We start from the raw sequence: 26,762 nt of genomic DNA, 5'->3' as shown, positions 1-26,762 counted from the left end.
CTATCGAATCACGCAAAAAGCCCCTTCTATATAGACGTAACCGCAACGAATGCGCAGTATATTGCCCAATATCAAAATAAAACCCTGCTGTTCTTACCTTGGACGATGCCACGCAATGAATGACCAGCCACGTTCCCTCGCCTCAATGCTGTTTCCGGTTGGCCTGCTATTAATAGCCATGGCATCGATCCAGTCAGGCGCCTCACTGGCCAAAAGCATGTTCCCCATCGTTGGCGCTCAGGGAACCACAACGCTGCGTCTAATCTTCGCCAGTGTGATCATGCTGTTGATACTTCGTCCCTGGCGCGCCAGGCTGACCGCCAAATCCCTGCGCACGGTCATCGTTTACGGCATGGCACTGGGCGGCATGAACTTCCTCTTCTATATGTCATTGCGCACTGTGCCGCTGGGGATCGCCGTTGCCCTCGAATTTACCGGGCCATTGGCTGTAGCCATTTATGCCTCCCGCCGCGCCATCGACTTTCTCTGGATCGCCCTCGCCGCCGCGGGATTGATGTTGCTGATTCCAACAGGCGCCACCAGCGCCGGAATCGATCTGGTCGGCGCTGGGTATGCACTGGGAGCTGGTGTCTGCTGGGCGCTATATATACTGTTCGGCCAGAAGGCCGGGGCCGATAACGGTGTGACGACCGCAGCACTAGGCGTAATGATCGCGGCATTGTTCGTGGCCCCTATTGGCATCGTGCATGCCGGCGCAGCGCTTTTGACCCCCTCCCTGATTCCGATTGCCATTGGCGTCGCCATTCTGTCTACCGCCCTGCCCTACACACTGGAAATGGTCGCCCTCACCCGCATGCCGGCACGTACATTCGGCACACTGATGAGTATCGAACCGGCTTTCGGGGCCTTGTCTGGCCTGTTGTTTCTGCATGAATTCCTCACGCTGTCACAATGGATGGCGATCCTGTGCATTATTCTGGCGTCCGTAGGCGCAACCATGACCATGGGTAGCGGCGCGAACCCCGCAATCGCGGCTGATTGAAAGAGGTTTTGACGAAGGTCTGGCAATTGGCGCGCATTTAGGCCATGTTTAGACCCGTAACCCAATGCCAGACATGGATTTTTTCGGACAGGGATTTCAAAACGCTTAGAGCGCAAGCGAACACAGGCAAACCCGAGCGTTAGACTCGTGGCCGCTATAAGGACGGTAATGAAACGAATTTTGATACTGATCGCCATACTGGCTATTGCGGGTTGTGCGGCGACTTCGGAAACCAAGGTAAAACGCGGAAAAAAAGGGCTGCACATCAACTGCTCAGGGCTATCGTCCTCCTGGGACAAGTGCTACGCCAGCGCCGCCAGTGCTTGTTTGCCGAAAGGCTACAAGGTCATCGCCAAATCCGGTGACACCGTGGAAGAGCCCGGCGATTACCCGTTCGGTCTCAATCCTGCGGGTTACACCAGTCGCAGCATGATTGTCATCTGCAAATAGATCAGCGTGGCCCGGCGATCTGCCGGCCAATCTCTTCATGGCTGGACTTCAGCACCGCTTGCTGGACGTCCGGCGTGACCAACATACGCGCCACCACCAATGCCCCGACGCATTGCGACAACACTGACCACGCCAGGGTCTCGCTCTCAAGTATCTGTGCCCAGCGCTCTTGCAGCCGACAAATCCATAACTCGGCCTGTTCGCGTACCTGAACATCCGATCGGGCAATTTCTGCACCCAGCGCCGGCAACGCGCAACCGGCCTCAGGTTGCTCAACGTGAGCCAAGCTCAGATAGTGCTTGAGACAGCGCTCCAGTCGCTCACGATCCGGCGCGCCCTCGCCCCCCAGTCGCTCAAGGCTTTGGCCCAACTCGCGCTCGACGATGGCAGTGAACAATGCATCTTTCGACGAGAAGTGGCTGTAGAACGCCGCTCCGCTCAATCCGATAGCCTTCATCAAGCCATCGACGCCCACCGTGGAAAACCCCGAACGCTTGGCCGACAGCGCGCTGCTCTGCAATAACTTTTCCCGGGTTTCCAGTTTGTGGCTGGCGGAATAACGCATGTGTTTGCCCTCGAATCGACTGCCTTGACGTGGTCTGGATCCTAGCATAACGTTCGTTCACTTAACGATCGTTTAATAAAGGGATCTACCCATGAATAACAAGAAGGTCGTGTTGGTGGTCGGTGCTGGCGATGCCACGGGCGGAGCGATTGCCAAGCGTTTCGCCAAAGAGGGATTCATCGCCTGCGTCACCCGGCGCAGCGCCGACAAACTGCAACCGCTGGTGGATTCAATCAAAGCTGAAGGCGGAGAGGCCCACGGCTTTGCCTGCGATGCGCGCAAGGAAGAAGAGGTCATCGCCCTGATTGAAGACATCGAGACTCGACTCGGTCCGATCGAAGCTTTTGTGTTCAACATCGGCGCAAATGTGCCGTGCAGCATCCTCGAAGAAACCGCGCGCAAATATTTCAAGATCTGGGAGATGGCCTGTTTCTCTGGTTTTCTCAATGCCCGCGAAGTGGCCAAACGCATGGTCACGCGCCAGCGCGGCACGATTCTATTCACCGGCGCCACTGCCGGACTTCGCGGCGCTTCCGGCTTCGCCGCTTTCGCTGGTGCCAAACACGGCATCCGCGCCCTGGCGCAAAGCATGGCGCGGGAACTTGGGCCGATGAACATTCATGTCGCCCACGTGGTAGTCGATGGTGCGATCGACACCGATTTCATTCGCAACAGTTTCCCCGAGAAGTACGCGACCAAAGATCAGGACGGCATCCTCAACCCCGAGCACATTGCCGAAAACTACTGGTATCTGCACAGTCAGCCACGGGATGCCTGGACCTTCGAACTGGACCTGCGCCCGTGGAACGAACGCTGGTAAGCCCCCGCCATAACAATAACGACAGAGACGCGAAAATGACTAAAAGCGTGGAGTTCTATTTCGACCTCGGCAGCCCTGCCACCTATCTGGCCTACACCCAATTGCCGAAGATTTGTGCCGAGACCAGCAGTGAGCTGATTTACATCCCGATGCTGCTCGGTGGCGTATTCAAGGCAACCGGCAACGCATCTCCGGCGATGATTCCGGCGAAGGGTCGGTATATGTTCGAGGATCTGGATCGCTACGCGAAACGCTACGGGGTGCCGCTGAGATTCAATCCGCATTTCCCGATCAACACACTGATGCTGATGCGTGCGGTCACTGGGATCCAATTGCGTCAACCAGAACGCTTTCAGGCCTTTATCGATTGCCTGTTCACGGCGCTGTGGGTGGAAGGACGTAGTCTCGACGAGCCGGAGACAGTCGCTGCCGTGCTGAGCGACCACGGCTTCGATCAGCTTGAAGTGCTAGCACTGAGCAACGATGAGTCAGTCAAAGCCGTACTCAAAGACAATACCGAAACCGCGGTTAAACGCGGCGTGTTTGGCGCACCCAGCATGTTTATCGGCAAGCAACTGTTCTTCGGACAAGACCGACTCGATTTCGTTGAAGAAGCCCTGCGCCAGCGCTAAGCGATCATTCAGGCGCTGGTAACAGCGCCTGAATTGCAACCGGTCAGATGGCGGCGGTGCGGGTGTTCAGCCATTCCAGCGCCGCGCCCTCAAGCAACGGGCTCAACCGCTCACGCACTTGCGCATGGTAGGCGTTGAACCACTGCTTCTCTTCCTCGGTGAGCAGATCCGGTAGCAGGCAACGCGTGTCGATCGGGCACAGCGTCAAGGTCTCAAACTTGAGGAATTCTCCGAATTCGCTGCTGCCCGCCTCGCGGTTCATCGCCAGGTTCTCGATGCGCACACCCCAACGGCCCGGACGGTAAGTGCCCGGCTCGATCGAAGTGATCATCCCCGGCTGCATGGCCGTCTGCGGCGCAGGCGCTGCCTGATAGGCAATCACTTGCGGGCCTTCATGGACGTTAAGGAAGTAGCCAACGCCGTGACCGGTGCCGTGGCCGTAATCGACGCTATCGGCCCAGATCGGCGCACGGGCAATGGCGTCCAGCAGCGGCGATAGAATGCCTTTCGGGAACTGCGCGCGCGACAGGGCAATCACGCCCTTGAGCACGCGCGTGCAATCGCGTTTCTGCTCTTCGCTCGGCGTACCGACCGGCACCATCCGCGTGATATCCGTCGTGCCACCCAGGTATTGACCGCCGGAGTCGATCAGCAGCAAACCGTCGCCTTCGATCACCGCGTGCTCTTCTTCGGTGGCGTGGTAATGCGGCATCGCACCGTTGGCGTTGAACGCGGCAATGGTGTTGAAACTCAGCGAGACATAATCCGGACGACGTTCGCGGGCTGCGGTGAGCTTTTCGTCGATGGTCAACTCGGTAATGCGCTCGCGCCCCCAAGCCGATTCCAGCCAGGCGAAGAATTCGCAAAGCGCCGCACCGTCCTGCTCCATCGCTTGGCGAATATGTTCGGCGTCCGCTTCGCTTTTCTGCGACTTGGCCAATGTGGTCGGGTTCAGGCCTTCGACCAGTTTCACAGTGCTGTCGAGGTTATCCAGCAAACCGCTGGTCACTCGCGCCGGATCCACCAACAGACTTGCGCCACTCGGCACGGCACGCAGGGCATCAGCGACTTCGCGGTAATCACGCAGCGTCACGCCATCCTTCTCCAGCACCGCACGCAAATCCGCGTCAACCTTGCTCAGCGCCACGAACAATGTTGCCTGCTGCTGATCGATCAAGGCAAACGAAACAAACACAGGGTTGAACGACACATCGCCGCCGCGCAGGTTGAACAGCCAGGCAATGTCGTCGAGGGTGGCGATGAAATGCCAGTCGGCACCGCGCTCTTGCAGGGTTTCGCGCAGTTTGGCCAGTTTCTCGCCACGGCTGACTGTCGCCTGCGGTGGCAGATGCTGATAGATCGGAGCATTCGGCAGGCTCGGGCGATCGCGCCAGACTTCCTGCAGCAGATCGATGTCGGTACGCAGGCGCGCGCCGCGTGCTTCGAGCTTGCTGCTCAGGGTACGCGCCGATGCCACGGCCATCACCGCACCGTCAACCGCGACCACACCACCTTCCGGTGTCTGCTCGGCCAGCCAGTCCAGCGGGCTCGGCTGACCCGGTTGCAGTTTGACCAGTTCGATGCCACTGCCCTTGAGTTCCTTGGTCGCTTGCTCCCAATAACGGCTGTCGGCCCAGACACCGGCGAAATCAGCGGTGACGATCAGCGTCCCGACCGAACCATGGAAGCCCGACAACCACTGCCGACCCTGCCAGTAACCCGGCAGGTATTCCGACAAATGCGGGTCGGCGGACGGCACCAACAGCGCATGAATGCCTTCGCGGCGCATCAGTTCACGGGTGTGCGCCAGGCGCTGGGGCACCGATCCTTCGGTCGAGGTCTGGGTACTCATCATGTCTCCTGCTAATCACTTCATCGTTATTGTTCGTAGCCGTGAGTCGGCTGGTTTAAAGCCCTGTCGCCCAGAATGCCGGAGCACTGGCGCAGGCGGTCTTGATCAGTTGAACGGCCTTGTCGACATCTTCGACGGTGGTGAAACGGCCGAGGCTCAGGCGAATGGTGCGACCGGCCAGATGCGCGTCATGCCCCAGCGCCAACAGCACGTGGGATGGCGTGTTACTGGCCGAGTTACAGGCCGAGGTCGCGGAAAACGCGATCGAATGGCTCAATGCCGCGCTGTTGAATTCGCCTTCGCCGAAGGTCAGGCTCAAGGTGTGCGCAATACGTTGAGTGGCGCAGCCGTTCAAGCGCACGCCCGGCAAGCTGAGCAGTTGTTCGAGCAAGCGTTCGCGCAGTGCGACGATGGTTTTTTTCTCGGCATCGAATGCCTCGGCGGCCAAAGCAAACGCTGCGCCCATCCCGGCAATCTGGTGCGTCGCCAATGTCCCGGAGCGCAAGCCACCTTCGTGTCCGCCGCCGTGAATCTGCGCCTGCAACCGCTGCTGCGCCCGTGGGCCGACATACAACGCGCCGATGCCTTTGGGGCCGTAAAGTTTGTGCGCGGAAAACGACATCAGATCCACTGGCCATTGCGCCAGATCGATCGCAACCTTGCCGGCCCCCTGCGCCGCATCGACATGGAACAACGCCTCGCGACTGCGCACCACGGCACCAATCGCTTGAACATCGTTGACGGTGCCCAGCTCGTTGTTGACCAGCATCAGCGACACTAGAAAAGTGTCATCACGCATGGCTTCACTGACCGCTTGCGGCGTGATCAGGCCGTTGGAATCCGGCACCAGATAGGTCACGGCGATGCCGGCGTCCTGCAATTGGCGGGCGCTATCGAGGATGGCTTTGTGTTCGATCTGACTGGTAATGATGTGGCCGCCGGAAACCCCGCGCGCCTGCGCCACGCCTTTGAGGGCGAGGTTATTGGACTCGGTGGCGCCGGAGGTCCAGACAATCTGCTCAGCCTGGGCGCCGACCAGTTCGGCGACCTGTCGGCGGGCCTGCTCGACCGTCTGCCGGGCCTGCTGGCCGAACGCGTGGGAGCTGGAAGCCGGGTTGCCAAAGTTACCGTGAAAGCCCAGACACTCGATCATCACCTGGATGACCCGCTCGTCAACCGGGGTGGTGGCGGCGTAATCGAAATACAACGGACGTGTGTTCATAAAAGACTCGCAGAGCGTGTTCCGGGATCAGGAGGCTCGTGTCTGCAAACGGTACGGCGCAGCCTTGTGAGCTGCGCGTCGGTTCGAGAGCGCCATCAATACCTGATCGGATGCCGTTAAAGAAGAACAACTTCATTTAAAAGTGCGTAGGAACGCTCCTGAAGTCGAGCTTAACAGGCATCCGGCCTGCGGTTGAAGCGATGCGTCAGGTAAAGCTTTCGAGAAGTAACGGGTACAGCGAAATCACCAGCAGCGCCGCCATGCCCCAGTTGAACACGCGTAACCAGCGCGGATCCTTCAGCACATTACGCAACAACGTACCGCAGGCTGCCCAGACGCCGACGCTCGGCAGGTTGATGATGGCGAATACCGCGGCAATCACCACGACATTGCTGAAATAGCCCTGCATCGGCGTGTAAGTGCTGATGGCGCCGATGGCCATGATCCACGCTTTGGGGTTGACCCACTGAAACGCGGCAGCGCCGAGGTAGCTGATCGGCTTCGCCTCGCCTTCGGCACTGTCACCGACAGGTCCCGAGTGCGCGATTTTCCACGCCAGATACAACAGATACGCCGCGCCGACATAGCGCAGAACCGTATAAAGAATCGGATAGGTCTGAAACACCGCACCAAGGCCAAAGCCCACGGCCACAACCAGAACAAAGAAGCCGCAGGTAATCCCGAGCATATGCGGGATGGTGCGGTTAAAGCCGAAATTCACCCCCGATGCCAGCAACATGGTGTTGTTCGGCCCCGGCGTAATCGAGGTGACAAGGGCAAACAGGGCAAAGCCCAACAGCAGATCAAGCGAGAGGTTCATGGCAGGCAGTCCATCCGGGTCATTCAGGTGTTGACCCTATCCCACGCAGCCCGGCAAACCCACGGACAGTTGGGTAAAACTTCTACCAGTACAGTTTGTTTTCAGCTTGGGCGACCGTGCAGCTGTACGGCACGTTCAGCACTCATTTCCGCTTTCTTGTCGAACTGCGACTGACCGAGCAATTGCGCTTTTTTAGCGTGGTATTCGTCGAAGGACAAGCCGCTGCGGTTCAGTGCTTCCATCGCCAATTCGCGGGATTCTTCATCGGTATAAGGGCGCAGTTCCGGCGAAACGTGTCCGGCACAACCGGCGAGTACGGAGACAGCGAGCAACAGAGAGACAGTCAGTAAACGATTCATGGGAGCGTCCTGGCGAGCAATGGGGAGTCGATGGACAAAGGCTACGCCCCGGCTCGCTCGCGCAAAAATCAACGCTCTCAATAGTGGCTATCAGGAATTCGACACAAGCTGCCGCATATCTCCCAACGATCTATAAATATCAATTAACGTTCTTTTACGGAATAAAAAACTGCGTTTATAACTCCATCCATGCGGTGAGCACTGTTGCTCCAGCCACTGTTACTCAGCCGATACTGATTCAACAAAGCGCCCTGTCACTCACAGCGGCGACCACCAAGCTAACGCTCAACCCCTGCAAACCGGGGCTTTCAGGAATGGGTACAGCACTTGCTCTGACCCGATGACTTACTCACTGCTCGCTGAGCAACTGTTGAAAAAAGAACTGATCATGTCGCGCCCCCTGAAAGTCGTCGCCCTCTCCGGCGGCACCTGACGTCCGTCCCGTACCGAACTGCTGAAAATCGCCTGAGCGGATCGAGGAATACGCGGACTTGGGCATCTTGCGACCGCCACTGGCGCAACCTGCGCACGCAAACCCTGCACGACCCGCTTGACTACAAACTCCATGAGTTGGGCGACTGGGCGCTGAATCAGTCGCTGCCGGTGCCGACTTTCTATTCCTGACCTGCTTGCATTTGAACTAAAAAGAAGGACGAGCCCATGCAACTGCTGACCCTACCGCCCTCACCCACGCTCGCCACGTCGATCCGCGCCACCGCGCAAGTGTTCGAAGACCCGAAGTCCCAGGCCCTGCTCGCGCATTTGCAACAGGTCGCGCCGAGTGAAGCCAGTGTGCTGATCATCGGCGAGACCGGCACTGGCAAAGAGCTGGTGGCGCGGCATATTCATAACCTCAGCAACCGCCGGCATCGGCCGTTTATTGCGGTCAATTGCGGGGCGTTTTCCGAGTCGCTGGTGGAAGCGGAATTGTTCGGTCATGAAAAAGGTGCGTTCACCGGCGCGCTGAACGCCAAGGCCGGGTGGTTCGAGGAAGCGGATGGCGGCACGTTGTTTCTCGATGAGATCGGCGATCTGCCGATGGCGATTCAGGTGAAGTTGTTGCGGGTTTTGCAGGAGCGCGAAGTGGTGCGGCTCGGCTCGCGCAAAAGCATTGCCATCGATGTACGGGTGCTGGCAGCGACCAACGTGCAGCTGGAAAAAGCCATCAATGCCGGCCATTTTCGCGAGGATCTGTATTACCGCCTCAACGTGGTCAATCTGCAACTGAACCCGTTGCGCGAGCGGCCCGGCGATATCCTGCCGCTGACCCGCCATTTCATCGAGACCTACAGCCAGCGCCTCGGTTATGGCCGGGTCAGCATCAGCCCCGGCGCCGAGCAGAAACTGCGTGCCTACAGTTGGCCGGGCAACATTCGTGAACTGGAAAACGTCATCCATCACACCCTGCTGATCTGCCGCAACGGCGTGATCGAACGCGATGATTTGCGCCTGTCGAACCTGCGCATCGATCGCCCGGACGGTCATCACAGCAGCGCCGATGACTCACCGGAAGCGTTGCTCGCACAGGCCTTTGAAAAACTGTTCGCGCAACAGGCCGGCGCGTTGCAAGAAAAAGTCGAAGACGCCCTGCTGCGCGCGGCGTATCGCTTTTGCCATTACAACCAGGTACACACTGCGGCGCTGCTCGGCCTGAGCCGCAACGTTACGCGCACGCGTTTGATCAAGATCGGCGAACTGGCGGTGAACAAGCGGCGACTTACCGAGAATCTGCAGGGCGATCGCTTGATCCAGTTGTCGATCTAGCCGACCAGGTGGCAGTGCAGCGCATCGTCGTGGCTGCGGGCGATGCTGCTCAGCACCTGAAACGAATTAAAGGTGATGGTTTTCGCCTGATGGGTGTGAATCAGTTGCCAGAAGTCCTGCTCGCCGCTTTCGAAGCTGCGAAACGCCGCCTCCCCCGCCTCGCGGGAACGCCATTGGAGAAAACCCAGCACGCGCCGGCCGTCATCACTGGCCTGCACACTGGCGCTGACAAAACCGTCGTAGCGCTGAGCCAGACGCTCGGTTTGCCTCGCTAGAGCAGTCACCAGCGCCGGTTGTTGGCGTGGTTCGATTTCAAATTCGATCAATTGGGTAAAACTGCGGTTATTCATGGAAAGCCCCCACTCATCGTAAGACGAGCCTTGCGACTCGAAGGCCTGCAGGGTAAAACCTCTAGTTAAGTCAAGGTCAAGAGCTATCTGCAGATGATCAGCAAAGAAAATGTGCACAAGCAGTTAACGGTCGGCGAAGTCGCGGCGCGCAGCGGTGTCGCCGTCACTGCCCTGCACTTTTATGAAGCCAAAGGCTTGATCAAGAGCCAGCGCAATGCTGGCAACCAGCGGCGCTATCCGCGCGAAGTACTGCGCCGGGTGGCGTTGATCAAAGTCGCGCAGCGACTGGGGATTCCGTTGGCGGAAATTGGTGAGGCGCTGAAAACTCTCCCGGATGATCGGGCGCCCACTGCGGCCGACTGGAAAATCCTCTCGCAGCAATGGCGCCGTGAGCTGGATGAACGGATCGAGCAATTGACGCTGCTGCGTGACCGGCTCAATGGCTGCATTGGTTGCGGCTGTTTGTCGATGGAAGCCTGCCCGCTGCGCAATCAGGGGGATGTGCTGGGCGAACAGGGCCCGGGGCCGCACTTTCCCAAAAATTGACTGCTCGTCGGGCAGAAATCTGCTCGGCAAGGACAGTTCTATAGTGAATCTTCCACAAAACCGGTGGAGTCCTGTCCCACAGAACAACAATTCAGGGAGAACGTCATGAGCGTCAAACCCATTCCCGAGGGGTATCACAGCATTACCCCGTATCTCGGCATTCACAAAGCCGCCGAGGCCATCGATTTCTATAAAAAAGCCTTCGGCGCCACCGAAGTCATGCGCCTGGCCATGCCCGACGGCGGCATCGGCCACGCCGAACTGCGCATCGGCGACAGCGCGATCATGCTCGGCTCACCCTGTGATCAAGGGCCTCTAAGCAGTCCCGACAAAGCCGTGTCGGTTGGTTTGCATTTGTATGTGACCGATGTCGACAAATCGTTTCAACGGGCGCTGGAGGCCGGGGCGACGACGGTGTCCGAGGTCAAGGATCAGTTTTACGGGGATCGCAGCGGGACATTGAAGGATCCGTATGGGCATCTGTGGTTTCTTGCCTCGCGCAAGGAGGATCTGACTGAAGAGCAGATCAAGCAGCGGGCGATGGAAATGTTTCAACAGGGTTGAGCATTTCATGGCCTGGACTGGCCTGCTCGCGAATGCGATGGATCAGACAACGGGTGAAGTGACTGAACCAGCGCTTTCGCGAGCAGACTCGCTCCCACAAGGGATTTGTGCTGATCGGGGAATTGGGAAACATTTGCTTTCATATCACCTTTCGGGATTTACCTCGCTCATCCGTCCTATAGAGATGCAGGCCGTTCGCGTAGGCAAAAGCCACGTTCGGCCTTTCGGGGTCTGCCGTGCTGCGAAGCCCGTAGCCACGCGCCCTTTCATCGCTATCAAGACGCGCAATCATGTCGAAGAAATCCCGCTCCAAACTGTGGTTCCTCGTTCATAGCTGGCTAGCCTTACCGATCTGGTTCTTTGTCCTGATCGTCTGTGTCACCGGCACCCTGGCGGTGGTCAGCCAGGAAATCGTCTGGCTGGCCAACCCGCAAATGCGTGCCAGCCAGCCAGCGGACGATGCGCCGTTGCTCAGCTATGACCAGATCATGGCGGCGATCAAGCAAGCCGAACCGCAGACCCTCGTTGAAAGCATCAGTCGCCCCGACGAATCACACTTCGCCCTGGACGTTGCGGTCAGTTATCCGGACGGCCGTTCGCAGACGGTCTACGTCAACCCTTACACCGGGGTGATTCAGGGCCCTGCGCCGACTTTCGATTTCAAGGCTTTCACCCGCGCCCTGCACGGCTGGTGGCTGGTGCCGTTCACCAACGGTTTCAGTTGGGGCTGGTATCTGGTGTCGTTTCTCGGCGTGCCGATGCTGGTGTCACTGATCACCGGCCTGGTGGTTTACAAGCGCTTCTGGAAAGGTTTTCTGCGTCCGACCCTGCGCGTGCGCCATGGCGCGCGGATTTTCTGGGGTGACTTCCACCGCTTGTGCGGTATCTGGTCAATCTGGTTCATTGCGGTGATTTCCATCACCGGGATCTGGTTTCTGATTCGGGCAATCCTGTTCGACAACCAGATCGCCATTTCCAGCGAGCCGATCATTCCGGCCATGTCCCGCGAAAGCGTGCCGATTTCTGCCGCCGGCACGCCACCACCACGGATCAGCCTGGACCGTGCCGTCGAGCTTGCGCAAGAGAAGATTCCGGGGCTGGAAGCCAGTTTCGTCAGCCTGCCGGGCAATGCCTACAGCCACATGAGCGTCGGTGGGCGCGGCTGGTATCCGCTGATGTTCCAGACCGCCACGCTCAACCCGTACAACGGCGACATCGCCGCGTCACGATTGCTGTCCGATCGCTCGTCGCTGGAGTTCGTCACCGAGTCCATGCGGCCACTGCACACCGGCGATTTCGGCGGCGTCTGGATCAAGCTGATCTGGTTCTTCTTCGGTTTGATACTGAGCATGATGATCCTCAGCGGCTTGTTGATCTGGACCAAACGCACTGCACTGGCCACCGCCAATGCATTGAAGCGCGAAGACAAGAAAACCCGCCTCAAGGCACAACCGGCCATGAGCCGTGAAACCTCGGAGGCCAGCCTGTGAGCAAATCCACTACCAAGGCTCAACCCTCTCGACTCGCGCGTCTCTGGCATAAATGGCGCTTCCACATCAACGTCCTGCTGCTGTTGATTCCGCTGGGTTTCATGCCCAAGTACTTCGCCGACGCCTCGCTGTTTCGCGGTGACAGCGGCCTGGGTCAGCACGAAATCGGCACTATCCAGGTCGGCCCATGGAGCCTGCGCCTGGCCGAATTGCGCAACGAGGCGCCGGTGCTCACCGGCCCGGCCGGCTACATGAAGGACTTCAGCGCCGCCCTGTGCGATGCCTGCGTCGAACAGGTCAAAGCTACCTATCTGCGCATCGGCAAGCCACGCAGCCTGCGCGCCGCCGGCAGCATTTTCTTCGGCACGCCTTACCGCATGGGCACGCAAATGCCGTTCCCGGAGAAGACCAGACCCGACGCCGAACTGTGGATCACCATGGAAGGCTGGGACGGCAGCATGCATCAGGCTTCGATCCCTCTGAGTCAGGCCTCCCCCGCCACCTTCGCCTGGCTGAATAAACAAGGAGTCAAACCATGACGTGCTCTCAACGCCCTTCCCGCCTGTGCCTGAAGGTTGCACTGCTGGTGCTGTGCGCCGGTTTCAGTGCCAGTGCGCTGGCTCACAACCCGATGTGTGAATGCAAAGCCATCGACGCCGAACAGATCAAATGCACCGGCGGGTTCTCCGACGGCAGCGGCGCGCCGGGGGTGACCCTTGATGTGATCGGTTACGACGAAACCATTCTGGTGCCGGGCAAGCTCGGCGCCGATTCCACACTGACGTTCAAGAAACCCGGCAGTGAGTTTTACGTGCTGTTCGACGCAGGTCCGGGTCACGTGGTGGAAATCGATCAAGCGGATATCGAAGCCCCATGAGTACGCCGACCCGACAAATCGTACGTCCGGCAGGTGCCGGTCATGAAACCCTCAATGTGCTGCTGTTATGCCTGTTGATTCTGGCGGTCGCAGGTGCCGTGGTCGCGTGGCGCGGGGTTTCCCATGAGCCAGAGCCAGTGGCGACCAACCAGCTCGACGCACGCCGCGACCTCAGTGCTGCCGAGCAAGGCATCTATGCCGACCTGCGGGTGACCCTCGATGAAATCCGCTTGCTGCGCGAAGAACAGCAAGCCTTGCCGACACCGCAGAACCTGGCCGACGAAGGGTTTGCGCCGTTTGCCCAGGACGCAAGTTCGATCAGCCGGGGTGGTCATGCCTGGCAATTGCTCGCGGACACCGCGTATGTCGGTCAGAGCCAGAATCCGACCGTCGCTGGTTCGTTTGTGATGCTGCTGAGTGCCGACGACAAGGCTGCGCCAGACATCTGGCTCAATCGTGATGCCGCCGCTCGAGCCCCAGCGCAACTCAGTGCGGCAGCACTGTCCGCTGCTGGCTGGAAACAGATCGTCGCGCAATACGATGCCGGGGTTACCCGCGAACATCGCCATTGATTCCTCGCCCTCCTCCGAGAGAAGACCGCTTGCCCATGTCTATTTCATCGCCTCGCCGTCCGTTGTTACGTTTGTTTCTCGTGGGCCTGTGTGCCTGCCTGCTGAGTCCACTGGCCAGCGCCGATCAGGGCAAACGCCTGCGCATCGGCATCACCCTGCACCCTTACTACAGCTATGTGGCGAACATCGTCGGCGACAAGGCCGAGGTGGTGCCGCTGATCCCGGCCGGCTTCAATCCGCATGCCTACGAGCCACGGGCCGAGGACATCAAACGCATCAGCGGGCTGGATGTGATCGTGCTCAACGGCGTCGGCCATGACGACTTTGCCGATCGCATGATCGCCGCCAGCGAAACGCCGAACATCAAGACCATCGAAGCCAACGAAAACGTGCCGTTGCTCGCCGCCACCGGGGTTGCCGCGCGCGGTGCCGGCAAAGTGGTGAACCCGCATACGTTCCTGTCGATCAGCGCTTCCATCGCTCAGGTCAACAACATTGCCCGCGAGCTGGGCAAACTCGATCCGGACAACGCCAAGACCTACACCCAGAACGCCCGCGCCTACGGCAAACGCCTGCGGCAGATGCGCGCCGATGCCCTGGCCAAGCTGACTCAAGCGCCGAACGCCGAACTGCGCGTGGCCACGGTGCACGCCGCTTACGACTATTTGCTGCGTGAGTTCGGCCTGGAAGTGACCGCTGTGGTCGAACCGGCCCATGGTATCGAACCGAGTCCAAGCCAGTTGAAGAAGACCATCGACCAACTGCGTGAACTGGACGTGAAAGTGATCTTCTCGGAGATGGATTTCCCGTCCACTTATGTCGAGACCATTCAGCGTGAGTCCGGCGTCAAGCTGTATCCGCTGTCGCACATTTCCTACGGCGAATACACCGCCGACAAGTACGAAAAGGAAATGACCGGCAACCTCAACACCGTGGTGCGGGCGATTCAGGAGTCTGGCGCATGACTTCCAGAGAAAACCTTTCCTGCGAAAACACCGAATCCCCTGTGGGAGCGACGCTGGGCCAGCCAACATCTTTACCGAATGACACACCGCATTCGCGAGCAGGCTCGCTCCCACAAGGATTGGGACCGACTCTGGATTTTGCGGAAGTCTCTCTGACGCTCGGTCGCACGACAATCCTCGACAACGTCACCTTCCAGGTGCAGCCCGGCAGCGTGCACGCCCTGGTCGGCCCCAACGGCGGCGGCAAGAGTTCGCTGATCAAGACCCTGCTCGGGCAAATGCCGCATCAGGGCCAGCTCAGCCTGCAATGGCCCGGCGAACCCGGCACCATCGGTTATGTACCGCAGGCACTGGAATTCGATCGCGGCCTGCCGATGACCGTCGACGATTTCATGGCCGCCATGTGCCAGCGACGCCCGGCGTTTCTCGGCTTGAGCAAGCGTTATGCCGGCGCCATTGGTGAAGCACTGGAACGCGTCGGCATGCAGGACAAACGCAAACGCCGCATGGGCGCGCTGTCCGGCGGTGAGCGGCAGCGGGTGCTGCTCGCCCAGGGCTTGATTCCGGCGCCGCAACTGCTGGTGCTGGATGAACCGATGTCGGCCCTCGATGAAGCCGGGATTCAAGTCTTTGAACGACTGCTTGGCGACTGGCGTGCAGCGGGCATCACCGTGCTGTGGATCGAGCACGATCTGGAAGCAGTCGGGCGTCTGGCCAGCCGCGTCACCGGTCTTAACCGCCGCGTGCTGTTCGATGCCTCACCGCAAGAGGCGCTGACTCCGGAACGCCTGCTGACGCTGTTCTCGACCCATCCACGGAGCGCTGCCTGATGAGTTACGAAGCCTTTCGTTTGATGGTTCAAGGCTGGGCCTCGTCCGGGTATCTGCCGGAAGCGCTGGCCTACGGTTTCGTGGTCAATGCGTTGCTTGCCGGCTTGTTGATCGGTCCGGTGCTAGGCGGCCTCGGCACGCTGGTGGTGGTCAAGCGCTTCGCGTTCTTCTCCGAAGCGGTGGGCCACGCGGCGCTGACCGGCGTGGCCATCGGCATTCTGCTCGGCGAACCTTACACCGGGCCGTATGGCAGCCTGTTCGGCTACTGTCTGCTGTTCGGCATCCTGCTTAACTACCTGCGCAACCGCACCGGCCTGGCGCCGGATACCTTGATCGGCGTGTTCCTCTCGGTGTCGCTGGCACTGGGTGCGAGTCTGCTGCTGATTCTCGCGGGCAAGATCAATGTGCACATTCTCGAGAACGTGTTGTTCGGTTCAGTGCTGACCGTCAATGGCAACGATCTGGCGGTATTGGCCATCGTCGGTTCACTGGTCATGGCCCTGGCCTTGCCGCTGTACAACCGCATCATGCTCGCCAGTTTCAACCCGCAACTGGCGGCGGTGCGCGGGGTGGCGGTGAAGACCCTGGATTATCTGTTCGTGATTCTGGTGACGTTGATCACCGTGGCGGCGGTGAAAGTCATTGGTGCGATTCTGGTCGGCGCGCTGCTGGTGATTCCAGCGGCAGCGGCACGTTTGCTCAGCCAGTCGCTCAAGGGCTTTTTCTGGTGCTCGGTGCTGATTGCCACCGTCAGCACGCTGTGCGGGATCCTTGCGCCAATCGTGTTTGACCTGCCGATTCCATCCGGCGCCGCGATCATTCTGGTCGCCGGCATTGCCTTCGCCCTCGCTGCCATTGCGCGCGGGGTTGTCCCGAGTCTGAAAGGGAATCTTGGATAAATGACTTTTTCACTGCGCAAACTGACCTTGGCCATGACCCTGTGCGGCGTGGTCTGCATGCCGGTGATGGCCGCCGAAAACGCTAAACCGCTGCGAGTGCTGGCCTCGTTGCCAATCACTTATGGCTTGGGCGAAGTACTGCTCAAAGGCACTGACGTCCAGCTCGAGCGTGCGGCACCGGCGAACTTGCCGGGCAGCCGACAGAGCGCTTATTTCACCGGTCGCGGTGCCCCGGCGCTGAGCAAGTTGGCAACGGGCGCCGATGCGGTGATTGGCGTGCGCTCGCTGTGGGCCGATGATCCGCTGTACCCGATCGCCCGCCGCAGCAATATCCGCATCGTTGAAGTCGACGCGGCGCGCCCGGTCGACGGCGCCCTGCCGGGCATTGCCGTGCAACCGGATCTGCAGATTGATGGTCTGAACAGCCAGCCATGGCTGGCGAGCAACAACATGGGGCGCATGGCGGATGTGATGGCGGCGGATCTGGTGCGCCTGGCACCGGGCGCCAAACCTGTGATCGAGGCGAACCTGGCGACGCTGAAGCAGCGCTTGTTGAAACTCAGCGCCGACAGCGAGGCGCGGTTGGCCAGTGCCGACAATCTGAGCGTGATGAGTTTGAGCGATCACTTTGGTTATCTGATCGGCAGTCTGAATCTGGAGCTGATTGGCCAGGACCCACGCCCTGATGCGGAGTGGACGCCGGAGGATCTGAAACAACTGACGGCGACGCTCAAGGACAATGATGTGGCGGTGGTGCTGCATCATCGTCAGCCATCGGAGCCGGTGAAAGCGGCAATTGCCGAGTCAGGCAGTCGTCTGGTGGTGTTGAGTACCGATGCGGCGGATCCGGTGACGGAGCTGGAAGGCAATGTGGATTTGCTGCTCAAGGGCTTGAAGGGCTGAAGATCAAAAGATCGCAGCCTTCGGCAGCTCCTACAGGATGTAAATGCTGCACTGTAGGAGCCGCCGAAGGCTGCGATCTTTTTTGCTGGCATGAAAAAACCCGCTGACTGTCACCAGTCCAGCGGGTTTGTATTTGCCCGGCCGCTTATTGCGCGGCGGCCTGGGCTTCCATCTTCTGACGCAGGCTCAGCGGACGCATGTCGGTCCAGACTTCTTCGATGTAGGCCAGGCATTCCTTTTTCAGGCCGCTCTTGCCCACGGTGCGCCAGCCTTGCGGCACGGCTTTGTAGTCCGGCCAGATCGAGTATTGCTCTTCGTGGTTGACCACGACCTGAAAGAGGATGTCCTCGCGGTCGAATACTGACGTCATGCTGGTTCTCCATCGTTGTAAGGGTGGGCTGCACGCGGGGTGCAGCCGGGTATGTAGAAAGAACGTTTGGCGCGGCGAAAAATTTACAGCGCAGCGCTGGCAGCGGCCAAAGCACGGCCAAAGATTTCCGCCACACGATCGATTTCGGCGGCAGTGATGACCAGTGGCGGCAGGAAACGCACCACCGCGCCATGCCGACCACCCAACTCCAGAATCAGCCCGCGCTTGAGGCATTCGCGCTGGACCAGCGGCGCCAGTCGCGCAAACGCCGGCGGATGACCAAGCGCATCCGGCGTGCCGTTCGGCTCGACCAGTTCAACCCCGAGCATCAGGCCACGACCGCGAATATCGCCCAGTTGCGGGAAGTCCCGTTGCAGGATGCGCAGGTGTTCGCTCAGGCGTTCACCCATGGCAGCGGCGTGTTCGCAGACCTTGTGTTCAACCAGATAACGCATTACCGCAGACCCCGCCGCCATGGCCATCTGATTGCCACGGAAGGTGCCGGCATGCGCGCCCGGCTGCCAGGTGTCGAGCCAGTCGCGATAAACCACCACGGCCAACGGCAGGCTGCCGCCGATGGCTTTGGACAACACCACCACATCCGGGGTGATGCCGGCGTGTTCGAAGGCAAACATTTTGCCGGTGCGGGCGAAACCGCTCTGGATCTCATCGACGATCAGCGCCACACCGGCCTTCTCGGTGATCCGGCGCAAGCCGCGTAGCCACTCGATGTCCGCCGGAATCACGCCGCCCTCGCCCTGCACCGCTTCGACGATCACCGCTGCGGGCAATTGCACGCCGGCCTCGGGGTCGTTGAGCAGGTTATCCAGGTAGCAAAGGTTGGCTTTCACCCCCGCCGCACCGCCGAGACCGAACGGGCAACGGTAGTCATACGGGAACGGCATGAACTGCACGCCATTGCTGAGCAACGCACCCAGCGGCTTTTTCGGTCCCAGGCTGCCCATCAGGCTGAGCGCGCCCTGGCTCATGCCGTGGTAACCGCCGGAAAACGACAACACGGTGCTGCGCCCGGTCGCCGTGCGCACCAGCTTCAACGCCGCTTCCACGGCATCGGTACCGGTCGGGCCGCAGAACTGGATTTTCGCCTCCACCGCCAGGGCGGGTGGCAGCAGGCCGAACAGATCCTGGACGAACTGATCCTTGACCGGCGTGGTCAGGTCGAGGGTGTGCAGCGGTAACTCATCGGCCAACACCTGCTGGATCGCTTCGATCACCACCGGGTGGTTATGCCCCAGCGCCAACGTGCCGGCACCGGCCAGACAGTCAATGAAGGTGCGCCCTTCGACGTCTTCGACATACAGGCCTTTGGCGCGTTTCAGGGCCAGCGGAATGCGCCGTGGGTAGCTGCGGGCGTTGGATTCCTGTTGGGCCTGCCGGGCCAGCAATGGCGATTCATTGAACTGGTACAACGTTTCGGCCGGCGCCGAAGTGACCCGAGCCGACGACTCTTCGATAAGGCTGGTGGCGACTGACATCTCTCGACCCCTCAATACGCTATGGATAGTGACCAAAACAGCACACCGGACAGGTGCGCATTCCGATCACGGGGCGCACTTGCAGGTTTTCCTGTTCTGGAAACGCTTAAGGGTCCTGAGGATTTAGCCTGTGATCGAGTTGTCAGACCGGCGCAGCCAGCAACTTGTGCATGGGCAGTGTCTGCACACCTTGGTATTCAAAGGGCGGCGCAGACTCGCGATAGTCCAGACGGCGGTAAAAAGCGCGGCCGGTGCGCGTACTGTTGAGGTTCGCGTGAAGCACTCCGCGAACCCGCAACCAACCCTCCAGATCGTGCATCAGTGCCCGGCCGACGCCGCGACGAAAAGACTCCGGCTGCACGTAACACAGGGAAATGTCGCCGCTGGCCTGCGCCATGCCGGCACCGACTGGTTTGCCCGCCAGTAAAGCCATGCATAAATAGAAGTGGGGATCGGCGAGCCGGGCGCTGATGAAGTCGGCGGATTGCTGAGCGATCCAGGTGCTGACCCGTGGCGGATCGTTGCGGTGGTCGAGTGCACAACCGATGCGGATCGAACGTTCGATGATGCGGCTGATGATGCCGGCGTCGGCCAGTGTGGCCGGACGAATGCAGATGGGTGCTTCCATGGCGCAGTTCCCTCAATCCATTGAGTCAAAGCTGCGTTGACCTTACCCCTAGCCCTGCCGGATAGCGAACGTCGAGAAGTTACATTTGATGTGTCTGGCGCGATTTCCTGTAGGAGCTGCCGAAGGCTGCGATCTTTTGATCTTGATCTTAAAAAACAAAATCAAAAGATCGCAGCCTTCGGCAACTCCTACACAGGCTGTGCTGGAATCAGACAGGTTGCAGCGGCATCGTCAGTTCGACGCGCAGGCCATCCGGGCGGCTGTCGAAATGCAGGGCGCAGTCGCAGCGCTGAACGATCGCCTGGACAATCGCCAGACCGAGGCCGCACCCGGTGCTTTGGCCGTTGCGCCAGAAGCGTTGGGTCAGGTGCTGCAGATCCTCCGGCGCAATTCCCGGGCCATGATCACGCACGACAAAACGTACGCGGTTGCCAATGGTTTCCAAGCTCAGCTCAACCGCACAGTCCTCGGGGGTGTGGCGCAATGCGTTGTCGAGCAAGTTGCGCAGCGCCGCAATCGACAGCACCGACGGCATGTGCAGCGGCGCTGCAGAAAGCCCGGCCGGCAGTTGCAGTTTGATCCGCAGGCGCTCGCCACCCGTGGCGTCCTGGATCGCCAGGCGTGCCACTTGCTCGGCGCTGCACTGCGAACCGTCGTCGAACGACAGACTGCCCTCGACCCGCGCCAGCAACAACAATTGCTCAAGGGTGCGATGCAAGCGATCGGCGCCCTCCTCGGCCCGCGCCAGCGACTGATCGCGGGCGCTGCCATCGGTCATGCGCGCAACTTGCAGGTGGGTCTTGATTGCCGTCAGCGGGCTGCGCAGTTCATGCGCCGCATCACCGGTCAGGCGCCGCTCACGCTCGATGGTCTTGCCGATGCGCTGGAACAACTGGTTCTGCGTTTCGAGCAGCGGCTTCAATTCGCTGGGGAAGGTCTGGATCTGCAGCGGTTCAAGCGAGTCGGCATTGCGCCGCATCAGCGCCTCACGCAGACGGTTGAGCGGCGCCAGCCCCTGACCGATGCCTAGCCACAACAGGCACAGACAACCCAGCAACGCCACACCCACCGGCACCGACGCCGCCAGCAGGATCGACATGTTCAGGGCTTCGCGTTCGATCTGCCGGTCGGCCGTGGTAATGCGCACATCGCCCCGGGCCAGGGTGAAACTGCGCCATGGTGCACCGTCGATCATCTGGTCATGGAAGCCCATTTTTTCGGCTTCCAGTGCTTGTTCGGGGTTGTTATGACTGCGCGCGAGAATTTCTCCGCGCAACGAACTGACCTGACAGGCCATGCCGCCGGGGATATTCAGTTGTTCGGCACTGAAATGCGTGCCCTCGCCTTTGCTCGGCAGCGTCGGCAGCTGTTCCAGCAGCCCGGCGACCATGCGCGCCGACGCCACCAGACGCTGGTCGAGGGAAAACATCATCTGATTGCGCAGGTCACTGAGCATCCAGGCCGCCGCCAGCGCCCAGATCAGCGCAAACGCAGCGCCGAGGGTCAGGCTCAGGCGCAGTCGCAGGCTCATCACTTGTCTCGATCTCCGCCGTCGGCCGGGCCGAGGCGATAGCCCAGGCCGCGCACGGTTTCGACGATGCCTTTGCCCAGTTTGCTGCGCAGGTGATGGATGTGCACATTCAGCGCGTTGCTTTCCAGTTCATCGTTGAAGCCGTAGACACTGTCCTTCAATTGCTCGGTGGACAGCACCCGGCCACGATTGTGCAGCAGCGCCTGCAACAGCGATTGCTCCCGGCGCGACAGGTCCACCGGTTGCCCGGCCAACATGGTTTCGCGGCTGCTCGGGTCGTATGTCAATGCGCCGTGCTCGATCAGGTTGACACTGCGCCCGGCGACCCGGCGCAACAGGGTTTGCAGACGGGCGAACAGCTCGCGCAGATCGAACGGTTTGAGCAGGTAATCGTCAGCCCCGGCCTGCAAGCCGTCAACGCGGTCGGTGACCGAGTCGCGCGCGGTCAGAATCAGCACCGGAATTTCCAGGCCGCTTTGACGCAGTTGTTGTAGCAACTTGAGGCCATCTTCGTCGGGCAGGCCGAGATCTAGCACCATCACGTCAAATTCGGCAACCTTGAGCATCGCCCGCGCTTTCGATGCGGTGTTGACGTGCTCAACGGTCAATCCCTGAGCCGTAAGACCGGCAACAATGCCGCTGGCGATCAGCTCATCGTCTTCGCAAACCAGTACGTGCATGGTGAGTCCCGTAGAAAAAAGCCGATTAGGCAGTTGGCCGATTAAGCTGACATTATGCCCCGAACGTCACAGCAACAAGGGCGTGGCGGTTAATCATCGGTTAATCGCCGCCGCCCATTGTGCACCTCACTTGCACAGGGACAAGGCTTCTCCATGCGTCATTTTTTTCTATTGTTTGCACTGCTGATTTCAAGTCTGGCCCAGGCTGGAAACAATCCATTTGAGACAAAACCGGACTTTCTGCCGGTCGACCAGGCATTCGTGCTCACCTCCGAACGCCTGGAATCCGGTGAGACCCAGCTGTTCTGGCAAATCACCGACGGCTATTACCTGTATCAGAAACGCCTGAAATTCGAAGGGCTGAGCGCAGAGCAACAGCCCGCGCTGCCTGAAGGCGAATCCCACAGCGACGAGTTTTTCGGCGAGCAACCGGTCTATCGCCAAGGGCTGGAAGTGAAAATCCCGGCGGCAGCCACAGGCCAGATCAAGGTCAGCTATCAGGGCTGTGCCGATGCCGGTCTGTGCTATCCACCGCAAACCCGGGTCATTGATCTGGGTGGCAAAGCGGCGGTGGCCGCCAGCGCTGAAGCGCCGGATCAGGCATTGGCCAGCAGCCTGCAACAACGCGCGTTGGGCTGGAGCCTACTGGTATTTTTTGGTCTCGGTCTGTTGCTGGCGTTCACACCTTGCACGTTGCCGATGCTGCCGATTCTGGCCGGCATGGTCGTTGGCAGTGGCGCCACTCCGCGTCGCGGTTTCGCGTTGGCCGGCAGTTATGTGATCTGCATGGCGTTGGTGTATGCGGCGATGGGGGTCATTGCTGCGCTGCTCGGCGCAAACCTGCAGGCATGGTTGCAGAATCCGTGGCTGCTCGGCACGTTCGCCGCGGTCTTCGTGGTGCTGGCCTTGCCGATGTTCGGCTTCTTCGAACTGCAACTGCCGGTGGCTCTACGTGATCGTCTTGAGCACGCCTCGCGCAGCCGCAGTGGCGGCAGCCTGATCGGCGCCGGGGCGCTCGGTGCCTTGTCCGGCCTGCTGGTCGGGCCGTGCATGACCGCGCCGCTGGCCGGTGCATTGCTGTATATCGCGCAGACCGGCAACGCGCTGCACGGTGGCTTGATTCTGTTTTCGCTGGGCATCGGCATCGGTGTGCCGCTGCTGTTGCTGGTGACCGTGGGCAATCGCTTCCTGCCCAAACCGGGCGCGTGGATGAATCTGCTCAAAGGCGTGTTCGGTTTCCTCTTCCTCGCCACCGCGCTGCTGATGCTGCGCCCGGTACTGGATACGTCGTTGTGGCTGGGCCTGTGCGGTGCACTGCTGTTGATCGCTGCGTTCTGTGCCTGGAAACAGTCCGAAGGTTTTGGCCGCGTTGCCCAGTTGTTCGGCGCCAGCTCGTTGTTGCTTGGGCTGTGGGGCAGTTTGCTGGTGATTGGTGCGGCGGGCGGCAGCGATGATCCGTATCAACCGTTGCAGGTCTACAGTGCCGGCCACGCCAGCACAGCGGCGCCATCGGCTCACGACGCATTCACCACGATCAAGGAACCGGCTGCACTGCAGCGCGAACTCGATGCCGCCAAGGCTCAAGGCCAGTGGGTGTTGCTCGATTACTACGCGGACTGGTGCGTGTCGTGCAAGGTCATGGAGAAGCAAGTGTTCGGCAAAGACAAGGTCATGCAAGCACTGAGTGACGTGCGCCTGCTGCGCCTCGATGTCACCGCTGACAATGCCGCCAGCCGCGAACTGCTGAGCCGCTACAAAGTACCGGGGCCGCCAACTTTCATCTGGATCGGTGCTGATGGCGAAGAGCGCCGCAGCCAGCGCATCACCGGCGAAGTCGATGCCGAGACGTTCCTGCAACGCTGGGCCACCACCCGGGACGCCAACTAATGCTGACGCTAACCCTCGGTACCTTTGCCATCGCGCTCAACCATCTGCTGCTGATCAGTGCCCTGGCGCTGGCGACTTTTGTCGGCTGGCGAGTGGCCAAGCGGGGTGGCGATAACCCCGAGTCGGCATTGTTCAGCCTGTTTCTGCTGGGCATGCTCGCGGCACGAGTTGCCTTTGTGCTGCTGTACTGGTCGCACTATCGTAATGACCTGTGGCAGATCATCGACTTGCGTGACGGTGGTTTCCTCGCCTGGCCGGGGGTGATCGTGCTGTTGCTCGCAGCGCTGTATCGCGGCTGGCGTCGTCCGGGCCTGCGTCGCCCGCTGGGCTTTGGCGTGGCCAGCGGCGTGGCGTTCTGGTTGTTGGCGACACTGTCATTGAACCTCTACGAACAAGGCACGCGACTGCCGGACATTACCCTGCGCAATGCGGCCGGGGAAACCATCCAGCTCCGTGACTATCAGGGCGGCCCGCTGGTGATCAACCTGTGGGCGACCTGGTGCCCACCGTGCCGCCGCGAGATGCCGGTGCTGGAAAACGCCCAGATGCAACGCCCGGACCTGACCTTCCTGTTCGTCAATCAGGCCGAAAGCATGCAAAGCGTGGCGACGTTTCTCGAAACCCAGGGCCTGAGCCTCAACAACGTGCTGTTTGACCGCAGCGGCCGCCTCGGTCAGGCCGTCGGCTCCATGGCCTTGCCGACTACGCTGTTCTATAGCCCTGACGGTCGCCTACTGACCAGCCACCTGGGCGAGCTGTCCAACGCCAGCCTGGCGCGTGCGCTGGAAAACTTCGCCACTCCGATCCCGAATTCGAACCCGGCCACTGCACCGGCCACCTCTGCAAGGAAATTGCCATGCCCCGCCTCCGCCACCTGCTGACGCTGACTCTGGGTACCGCCCTGCTGCACTTGCCGTCGGTGCAGGCTGCTGAAGAATTGCCTGCGGCGATCAAACAGATCGAAGCCAAAGGCGCAAAAATCGTCGGCCAGTTCGACGCCCCCGATGGCCTGCGCGGGTATGCGGCGCAGTATCAGAATCGCGGCATGGCGTTGTACCTGACCCCGGATGGCAAGCATGTTCTGTTGGGTAATCTGTACGACGCCGATGGCAAGGACCTGAGCAGCGAGCCACTGCAAAAACTGGTTTACGCGCCGATGGCCAAAGAAGTCTGGGCCAAATTCGAAGCGAGCAACTGGATTCAGGACGGCAACAAGGATGCACCGCGCACCGTGTACCTGTTCAGCGATCCGAACTGCCCGTACTGCAACATGTTCTGGGAACAGGCACGGCCATGGGTCAAGGCCGGCAAGGTGCAACTGCGGCACATCATGGTCGGCATCATCCGCGAGGACAGCCCGGGCAAATCGGCGGCATTGCTGGCCGCGAAAGATCCGGCCAAGGCCCTGGAAGATCACGAAAAGGCTGGCAAGGGCAGCTCGCTCAAAGCCTTGAAAGACATTCCGGTGGCCGTGCAGACCAAACTGGCGGCGAACATGCAGTTGATGGAAGACCTCGACTTGCAAGCCACGCCGGCGATTTTCTACATGGATGACAAGGGCGAACTGCAACAGCAGCAAGGCGCGCCTTCGCCGGACAAGTTGGCGAAGATTCTCGGGCCTAAATAAGCAAGATCAAAAGATCGCAGCCTGCGGCAGCTCCTACATGGGAACGCGCTTTCTGTAGGAGCTGCCGCAGGCTGCGATCCTTTCAATGCCGCTCAGCCAAAAAGGCGAGCAACGCTTCAGTGACAAACTCGGGATTCTCCAGATTGGAGATATGCCCCGCTTCCGGCACCAACACCCACGGGCAACCGATCAACTCAGCCATTTCCTGGGCTTCCGACGGTGGACGTGGTTTGTCCTGATCGCCACACAGCACCAGCGTGGTCGCTGCGTTGAACTCGCCCAGCCGTGGCAACAAGTCGTCACGCCCAAAGGTTATACGCCCCATCGGTACGATGCTTTCGCGCAGTCGATCCGAGGAGTACGCCGCCAGTTTCGCGCGGAAATCCTGATACAGCGCCGACTGCGGATCGATCCCCGGACGGAAGAAAATCGGCACGACGATATCCAGTAGTTGCTCGGAGATTTCGCCGGTTTCCTCAATTTGCTTGAACAGCGAGAAGTAATACTGACGGGTGGGTTCAGGTTCGACGCCAACGTAGGTGTCCATCAATACCAGACCGTTGATCCGTTGCGGTGCCGACAACGCCAGACGCACGCCCCACATGCCGCCGACCGACAGGCCAATCAGGGTGACGCGGTCGATATCCAGATGATCGAGCAGAGCCTGCGCCTGACGGGCGATGTCGTCCAGGGATGTCGTGCCTTCAGGCAACCGTCCCGACTCACCGTGGCCCCACAGATCCAGCGCAATCACCCGATAGTGCGGCGACAGCGCGGCGATCTGCGGCGCCCACATGGCCTGATCCCATAGATAACTCCCGGCCAGCAGTACCGCCGGACCGGTGCCTTGATCAATGTAATGCAGCGCTTGTCCGTCCACCGTAAAAAAAGGCATCGACCACCCCCGCGACAAAAAAGAGAACCGGCAGACTGAGCTGCCGGTTGCTGATCGTCAACCCTGGAAATGTACGCGGGTGTGCCGGTTGAATGGTGTTGAACGCACTGACGCCATCGCTGGCAAGCCAGCTCCCACAGGGATCAACGTCGTTCACAAAGTTTG

At 60.2% G+C, this 26,762-nt stretch carries 30 protein-coding genes and 1 pseudogene; 19 read left to right on the top strand and 12 right to left on the bottom strand.

Features of this window, described 5'->3' with window-relative positions; all coding sequences use genetic code 11:
- The first annotated feature begins 115 nt into the window (after window positions 1-115).
- Window positions 116-1,003 carry a threonine/homoserine exporter RhtA gene (gene rhtA, locus QZR14_RS18965; protein WP_311997388.1) on the top strand — a complete coding sequence of 296 codons (888 nt, stop codon included), beginning with the start codon at window positions 116-118 and terminating at the stop codon, window positions 1,001-1,003.
- A gap of 168 nt (window positions 1,004-1,171) precedes the next feature.
- On the top strand, window positions 1,172-1,453 hold the full coding sequence (locus QZR14_RS18960; RefSeq protein WP_123452866.1) for a hypothetical protein: 282 nt from the start codon (window positions 1,172-1,174) through the stop codon (window positions 1,451-1,453).
- A gap of 1 nt (window position 1,454) precedes the next feature.
- Here the strand turns inward: QZR14_RS18960 and QZR14_RS18955 are convergent, their stop codons facing one another.
- Window positions 1,455-2,018 carry a TetR/AcrR family transcriptional regulator gene (locus QZR14_RS18955; RefSeq protein WP_250606147.1) on the bottom strand — a complete coding sequence of 188 codons (564 nt, stop codon included), beginning with the start codon at window positions 2,016-2,018 and terminating at the stop codon, window positions 1,455-1,457.
- Window positions 2,019-2,109: 91 nt separating this feature from the next.
- Between QZR14_RS18955 and QZR14_RS18950 the strand changes: the two genes are divergently transcribed.
- Both QZR14_RS18950 and QZR14_RS18945 read left to right on the top strand, forming a co-directional pair.
- On the top strand, window positions 2,110-2,838 hold the full coding sequence (locus tag QZR14_RS18950; protein ID WP_311997387.1) for an SDR family oxidoreductase: 729 nt from the start codon (window positions 2,110-2,112) through the stop codon (window positions 2,836-2,838).
- Window positions 2,839-2,873: 35 nt separating this feature from the next.
- Window positions 2,874-3,470 (top strand): 2-hydroxychromene-2-carboxylate isomerase, encoded by a 597-nt coding sequence (locus QZR14_RS18945; protein WP_311997392.1) that lies wholly within the window; start codon window positions 2,874-2,876, stop codon window positions 3,468-3,470.
- Window positions 3,471-3,513: 43 nt separating this feature from the next.
- Here QZR14_RS18945 and QZR14_RS18940 read toward each other — a convergent pair whose 3' ends face one another.
- From QZR14_RS18940 to QZR14_RS18925, 4 genes are all read right to left on the bottom strand, one after another.
- Window positions 3,514-5,322, bottom strand: a complete 1,809-nt coding sequence (locus QZR14_RS18940) for an aminopeptidase P family protein (RefSeq protein ID WP_311997386.1) — start codon at window positions 5,320-5,322, stop codon at window positions 3,514-3,516.
- Between the two features lie 55 nt (window positions 5,323-5,377).
- Window positions 5,378-6,544, bottom strand: coding sequence for an aminotransferase class V-fold PLP-dependent enzyme (locus tag QZR14_RS18935; protein ID WP_311997385.1), 1,167 nt, complete (start codon window positions 6,542-6,544; stop codon window positions 5,378-5,380).
- Between the two features lie 205 nt (window positions 6,545-6,749).
- Entirely contained in the window at window positions 6,750-7,364 is a 615-nt protein-coding gene (locus QZR14_RS18930; protein WP_250606143.1) for a LysE family translocator, read from the bottom strand.
- A 101-nt stretch (window positions 7,365-7,465) separates the two neighbouring features.
- Window positions 7,466-7,723, bottom strand: a complete 258-nt coding sequence (locus tag QZR14_RS18925; protein ID WP_093434993.1) for a hypothetical protein — start codon at window positions 7,721-7,723, stop codon at window positions 7,466-7,468.
- 504 nt (window positions 7,724-8,227) lie between these two features.
- On the opposite strand from QZR14_RS18925, the pseudogene QZR14_RS18920 reads away from it, so the two are divergent.
- Together QZR14_RS18920 and QZR14_RS18915 are read left to right on the top strand one after the other, a co-directional pair.
- Window positions 8,228-8,347: pseudogene (locus QZR14_RS18920) on the top strand (acyl-CoA dehydrogenase family protein); the annotation flags it as partial.
- 36 nt (window positions 8,348-8,383) lie between these two features.
- The gene (locus tag QZR14_RS18915) at window positions 8,384-9,487 is read left to right on the top strand and encodes a sigma-54 interaction domain-containing protein (RefSeq protein WP_311997384.1); all 1,104 of its coding nucleotides are present in this window, start codon (window positions 8,384-8,386) and stop codon (window positions 9,485-9,487) included.
- Here the strand turns inward: QZR14_RS18915 and QZR14_RS18910 are convergent.
- Window positions 9,484-9,837, bottom strand: coding sequence for an antibiotic biosynthesis monooxygenase (locus QZR14_RS18910; RefSeq protein WP_311997383.1), 354 nt, complete (start codon window positions 9,835-9,837; stop codon window positions 9,484-9,486). The genes QZR14_RS18915 and QZR14_RS18910 overlap by 4 nt on opposite strands.
- A gap of 93 nt (window positions 9,838-9,930) precedes the next feature.
- Here QZR14_RS18910 and soxR point away from each other — a divergent pair, with 93 nt between their 5' ends.
- From soxR to QZR14_RS18860, 10 genes are all read left to right on the top strand, one after another.
- Entirely contained in the window at window positions 9,931-10,383 is a 453-nt protein-coding gene (gene soxR, locus QZR14_RS18905) for a redox-sensitive transcriptional activator SoxR (protein WP_250606140.1), read from the top strand.
- Between the two features lie 105 nt (window positions 10,384-10,488).
- Entirely contained in the window at window positions 10,489-10,947 is a 459-nt protein-coding gene (locus QZR14_RS18900) for a VOC family protein (RefSeq protein ID WP_311997382.1), read from the top strand.
- Between the two features lie 290 nt (window positions 10,948-11,237).
- The gene (locus tag QZR14_RS18895) at window positions 11,238-12,437 is read left to right on the top strand and encodes a PepSY-associated TM helix domain-containing protein (RefSeq protein WP_311997381.1); all 1,200 of its coding nucleotides are present in this window, start codon (window positions 11,238-11,240) and stop codon (window positions 12,435-12,437) included.
- Window positions 12,434-12,976 (top strand): thiamine pyrophosphate-binding protein, encoded by a 543-nt coding sequence (locus QZR14_RS18890; RefSeq protein ID WP_250606138.1) that lies wholly within the window; start codon window positions 12,434-12,436, stop codon window positions 12,974-12,976. Before QZR14_RS18895 ends, QZR14_RS18890 begins: the two co-directional genes overlap by 4 nt.
- Window positions 12,973-13,314 carry a hypothetical protein gene (locus tag QZR14_RS18885; protein WP_250606137.1) on the top strand — a complete coding sequence of 114 codons (342 nt, stop codon included), beginning with the start codon at window positions 12,973-12,975 and terminating at the stop codon, window positions 13,312-13,314. The genes QZR14_RS18890 and QZR14_RS18885 overlap by 4 nt, the downstream gene beginning before the upstream one ends.
- The gene (locus QZR14_RS18880) at window positions 13,311-13,886 is read left to right on the top strand and encodes a DUF6162 family protein (RefSeq protein WP_311997380.1); all 576 of its coding nucleotides are present in this window, start codon (window positions 13,311-13,313) and stop codon (window positions 13,884-13,886) included. Before QZR14_RS18885 ends, QZR14_RS18880 begins: the two co-directional genes overlap by 4 nt.
- A 35-nt stretch (window positions 13,887-13,921) precedes the next feature.
- Window positions 13,922-14,851, top strand: a complete 930-nt coding sequence (locus QZR14_RS18875; RefSeq protein ID WP_311997379.1) for a metal ABC transporter substrate-binding protein — start codon at window positions 13,922-13,924, stop codon at window positions 14,849-14,851.
- Entirely contained in the window at window positions 14,848-15,681 is an 834-nt protein-coding gene (locus QZR14_RS18870) for a metal ABC transporter ATP-binding protein (RefSeq protein WP_311997378.1), read from the top strand. The genes QZR14_RS18875 and QZR14_RS18870 overlap by 4 nt, the downstream gene beginning before the upstream one ends.
- A complete protein-coding gene (locus QZR14_RS18865; RefSeq protein WP_007917717.1) occupies window positions 15,681-16,580 on the top strand; it encodes a metal ABC transporter permease in 900 nt (299 codons plus the stop codon). Before QZR14_RS18870 ends, QZR14_RS18865 begins: the two co-directional genes overlap by 1 nt.
- Entirely contained in the window at window positions 16,581-17,483 is a 903-nt protein-coding gene (locus tag QZR14_RS18860) for a metal ABC transporter substrate-binding protein (protein WP_311997377.1), read from the top strand.
- A gap of 145 nt (window positions 17,484-17,628) precedes the next feature.
- On the opposite strand, the gene QZR14_RS18855 is transcribed toward QZR14_RS18860, so the two are convergent.
- From QZR14_RS18855 to QZR14_RS18835, 5 genes are all read right to left on the bottom strand, one after another.
- Window positions 17,629-17,853: an MbtH family protein gene (locus QZR14_RS18855; RefSeq protein ID WP_038364139.1), complete on the bottom strand. Its 225-nt coding sequence runs from the start codon at window positions 17,851-17,853 to the stop codon at window positions 17,629-17,631.
- An 83-nt stretch (window positions 17,854-17,936) separates the two neighbouring features.
- Window positions 17,937-19,349: an aspartate aminotransferase family protein gene (locus QZR14_RS18850; protein WP_250606132.1), complete on the bottom strand. Its 1,413-nt coding sequence runs from the start codon at window positions 19,347-19,349 to the stop codon at window positions 17,937-17,939.
- A 142-nt stretch (window positions 19,350-19,491) separates the two neighbouring features.
- On the bottom strand, window positions 19,492-19,977 hold the full coding sequence (locus QZR14_RS18845; protein WP_311997376.1) for a GNAT family N-acetyltransferase: 486 nt from the start codon (window positions 19,975-19,977) through the stop codon (window positions 19,492-19,494).
- A 208-nt stretch (window positions 19,978-20,185) separates the two neighbouring features.
- A complete protein-coding gene (locus tag QZR14_RS18840) occupies window positions 20,186-21,508 on the bottom strand; it encodes an ATP-binding protein (protein WP_250606130.1) in 1,323 nt (440 codons plus the stop codon).
- Complete coding sequence (locus tag QZR14_RS18835) at window positions 21,508-22,188, bottom strand: response regulator (RefSeq protein WP_250606129.1); 681 nt, start codon at window positions 22,186-22,188, stop codon at window positions 21,508-21,510. Before QZR14_RS18835 ends, QZR14_RS18840 begins: the two co-directional genes overlap by 1 nt.
- A gap of 153 nt (window positions 22,189-22,341) precedes the next feature.
- On the opposite strand from QZR14_RS18835, the gene dsbD reads away from it, so the two are divergent.
- From dsbD to dsbG, 3 genes are read left to right on the top strand one after another with little or no spacing between them, the layout of a single operon-like run.
- Window positions 22,342-24,075 (top strand): protein-disulfide reductase DsbD, encoded by a 1,734-nt coding sequence (dsbD, locus tag QZR14_RS18830; protein ID WP_250606128.1) that lies wholly within the window; start codon window positions 22,342-22,344, stop codon window positions 24,073-24,075.
- Complete coding sequence (locus QZR14_RS18825) at window positions 24,075-24,956, top strand: TlpA disulfide reductase family protein (RefSeq protein WP_250606127.1); 882 nt, start codon at window positions 24,075-24,077, stop codon at window positions 24,954-24,956. Before dsbD ends, QZR14_RS18825 begins: the two co-directional genes overlap by 1 nt.
- Complete coding sequence (gene dsbG, locus QZR14_RS18820) at window positions 24,932-25,702, top strand: thiol:disulfide interchange protein DsbG (protein ID WP_141127405.1); 771 nt, start codon at window positions 24,932-24,934, stop codon at window positions 25,700-25,702. Before QZR14_RS18825 ends, dsbG begins: the two co-directional genes overlap by 25 nt.
- Window positions 25,703-25,784: 82 nt before the next feature.
- Here dsbG and QZR14_RS18815 read toward each other — a convergent pair whose 3' ends face one another.
- Window positions 25,785-26,597: an alpha/beta fold hydrolase gene (locus QZR14_RS18815; RefSeq protein ID WP_311997375.1), complete on the bottom strand. Its 813-nt coding sequence runs from the start codon at window positions 26,595-26,597 to the stop codon at window positions 25,785-25,787.
- Window positions 26,598-26,762: the final 165 nt, after the last annotated feature.

The organism is Pseudomonas sp. rhizo66, from assembly GCF_031931925.1.
Taxonomy (GTDB): Bacteria; Pseudomonadota; Gammaproteobacteria; order Pseudomonadales; family Pseudomonadaceae; genus Aquipseudomonas.
The sequence above is the reverse complement of the archived record's forward strand: the minus strand, read 5'-3'. Positions and strand labels throughout refer to the sequence as shown.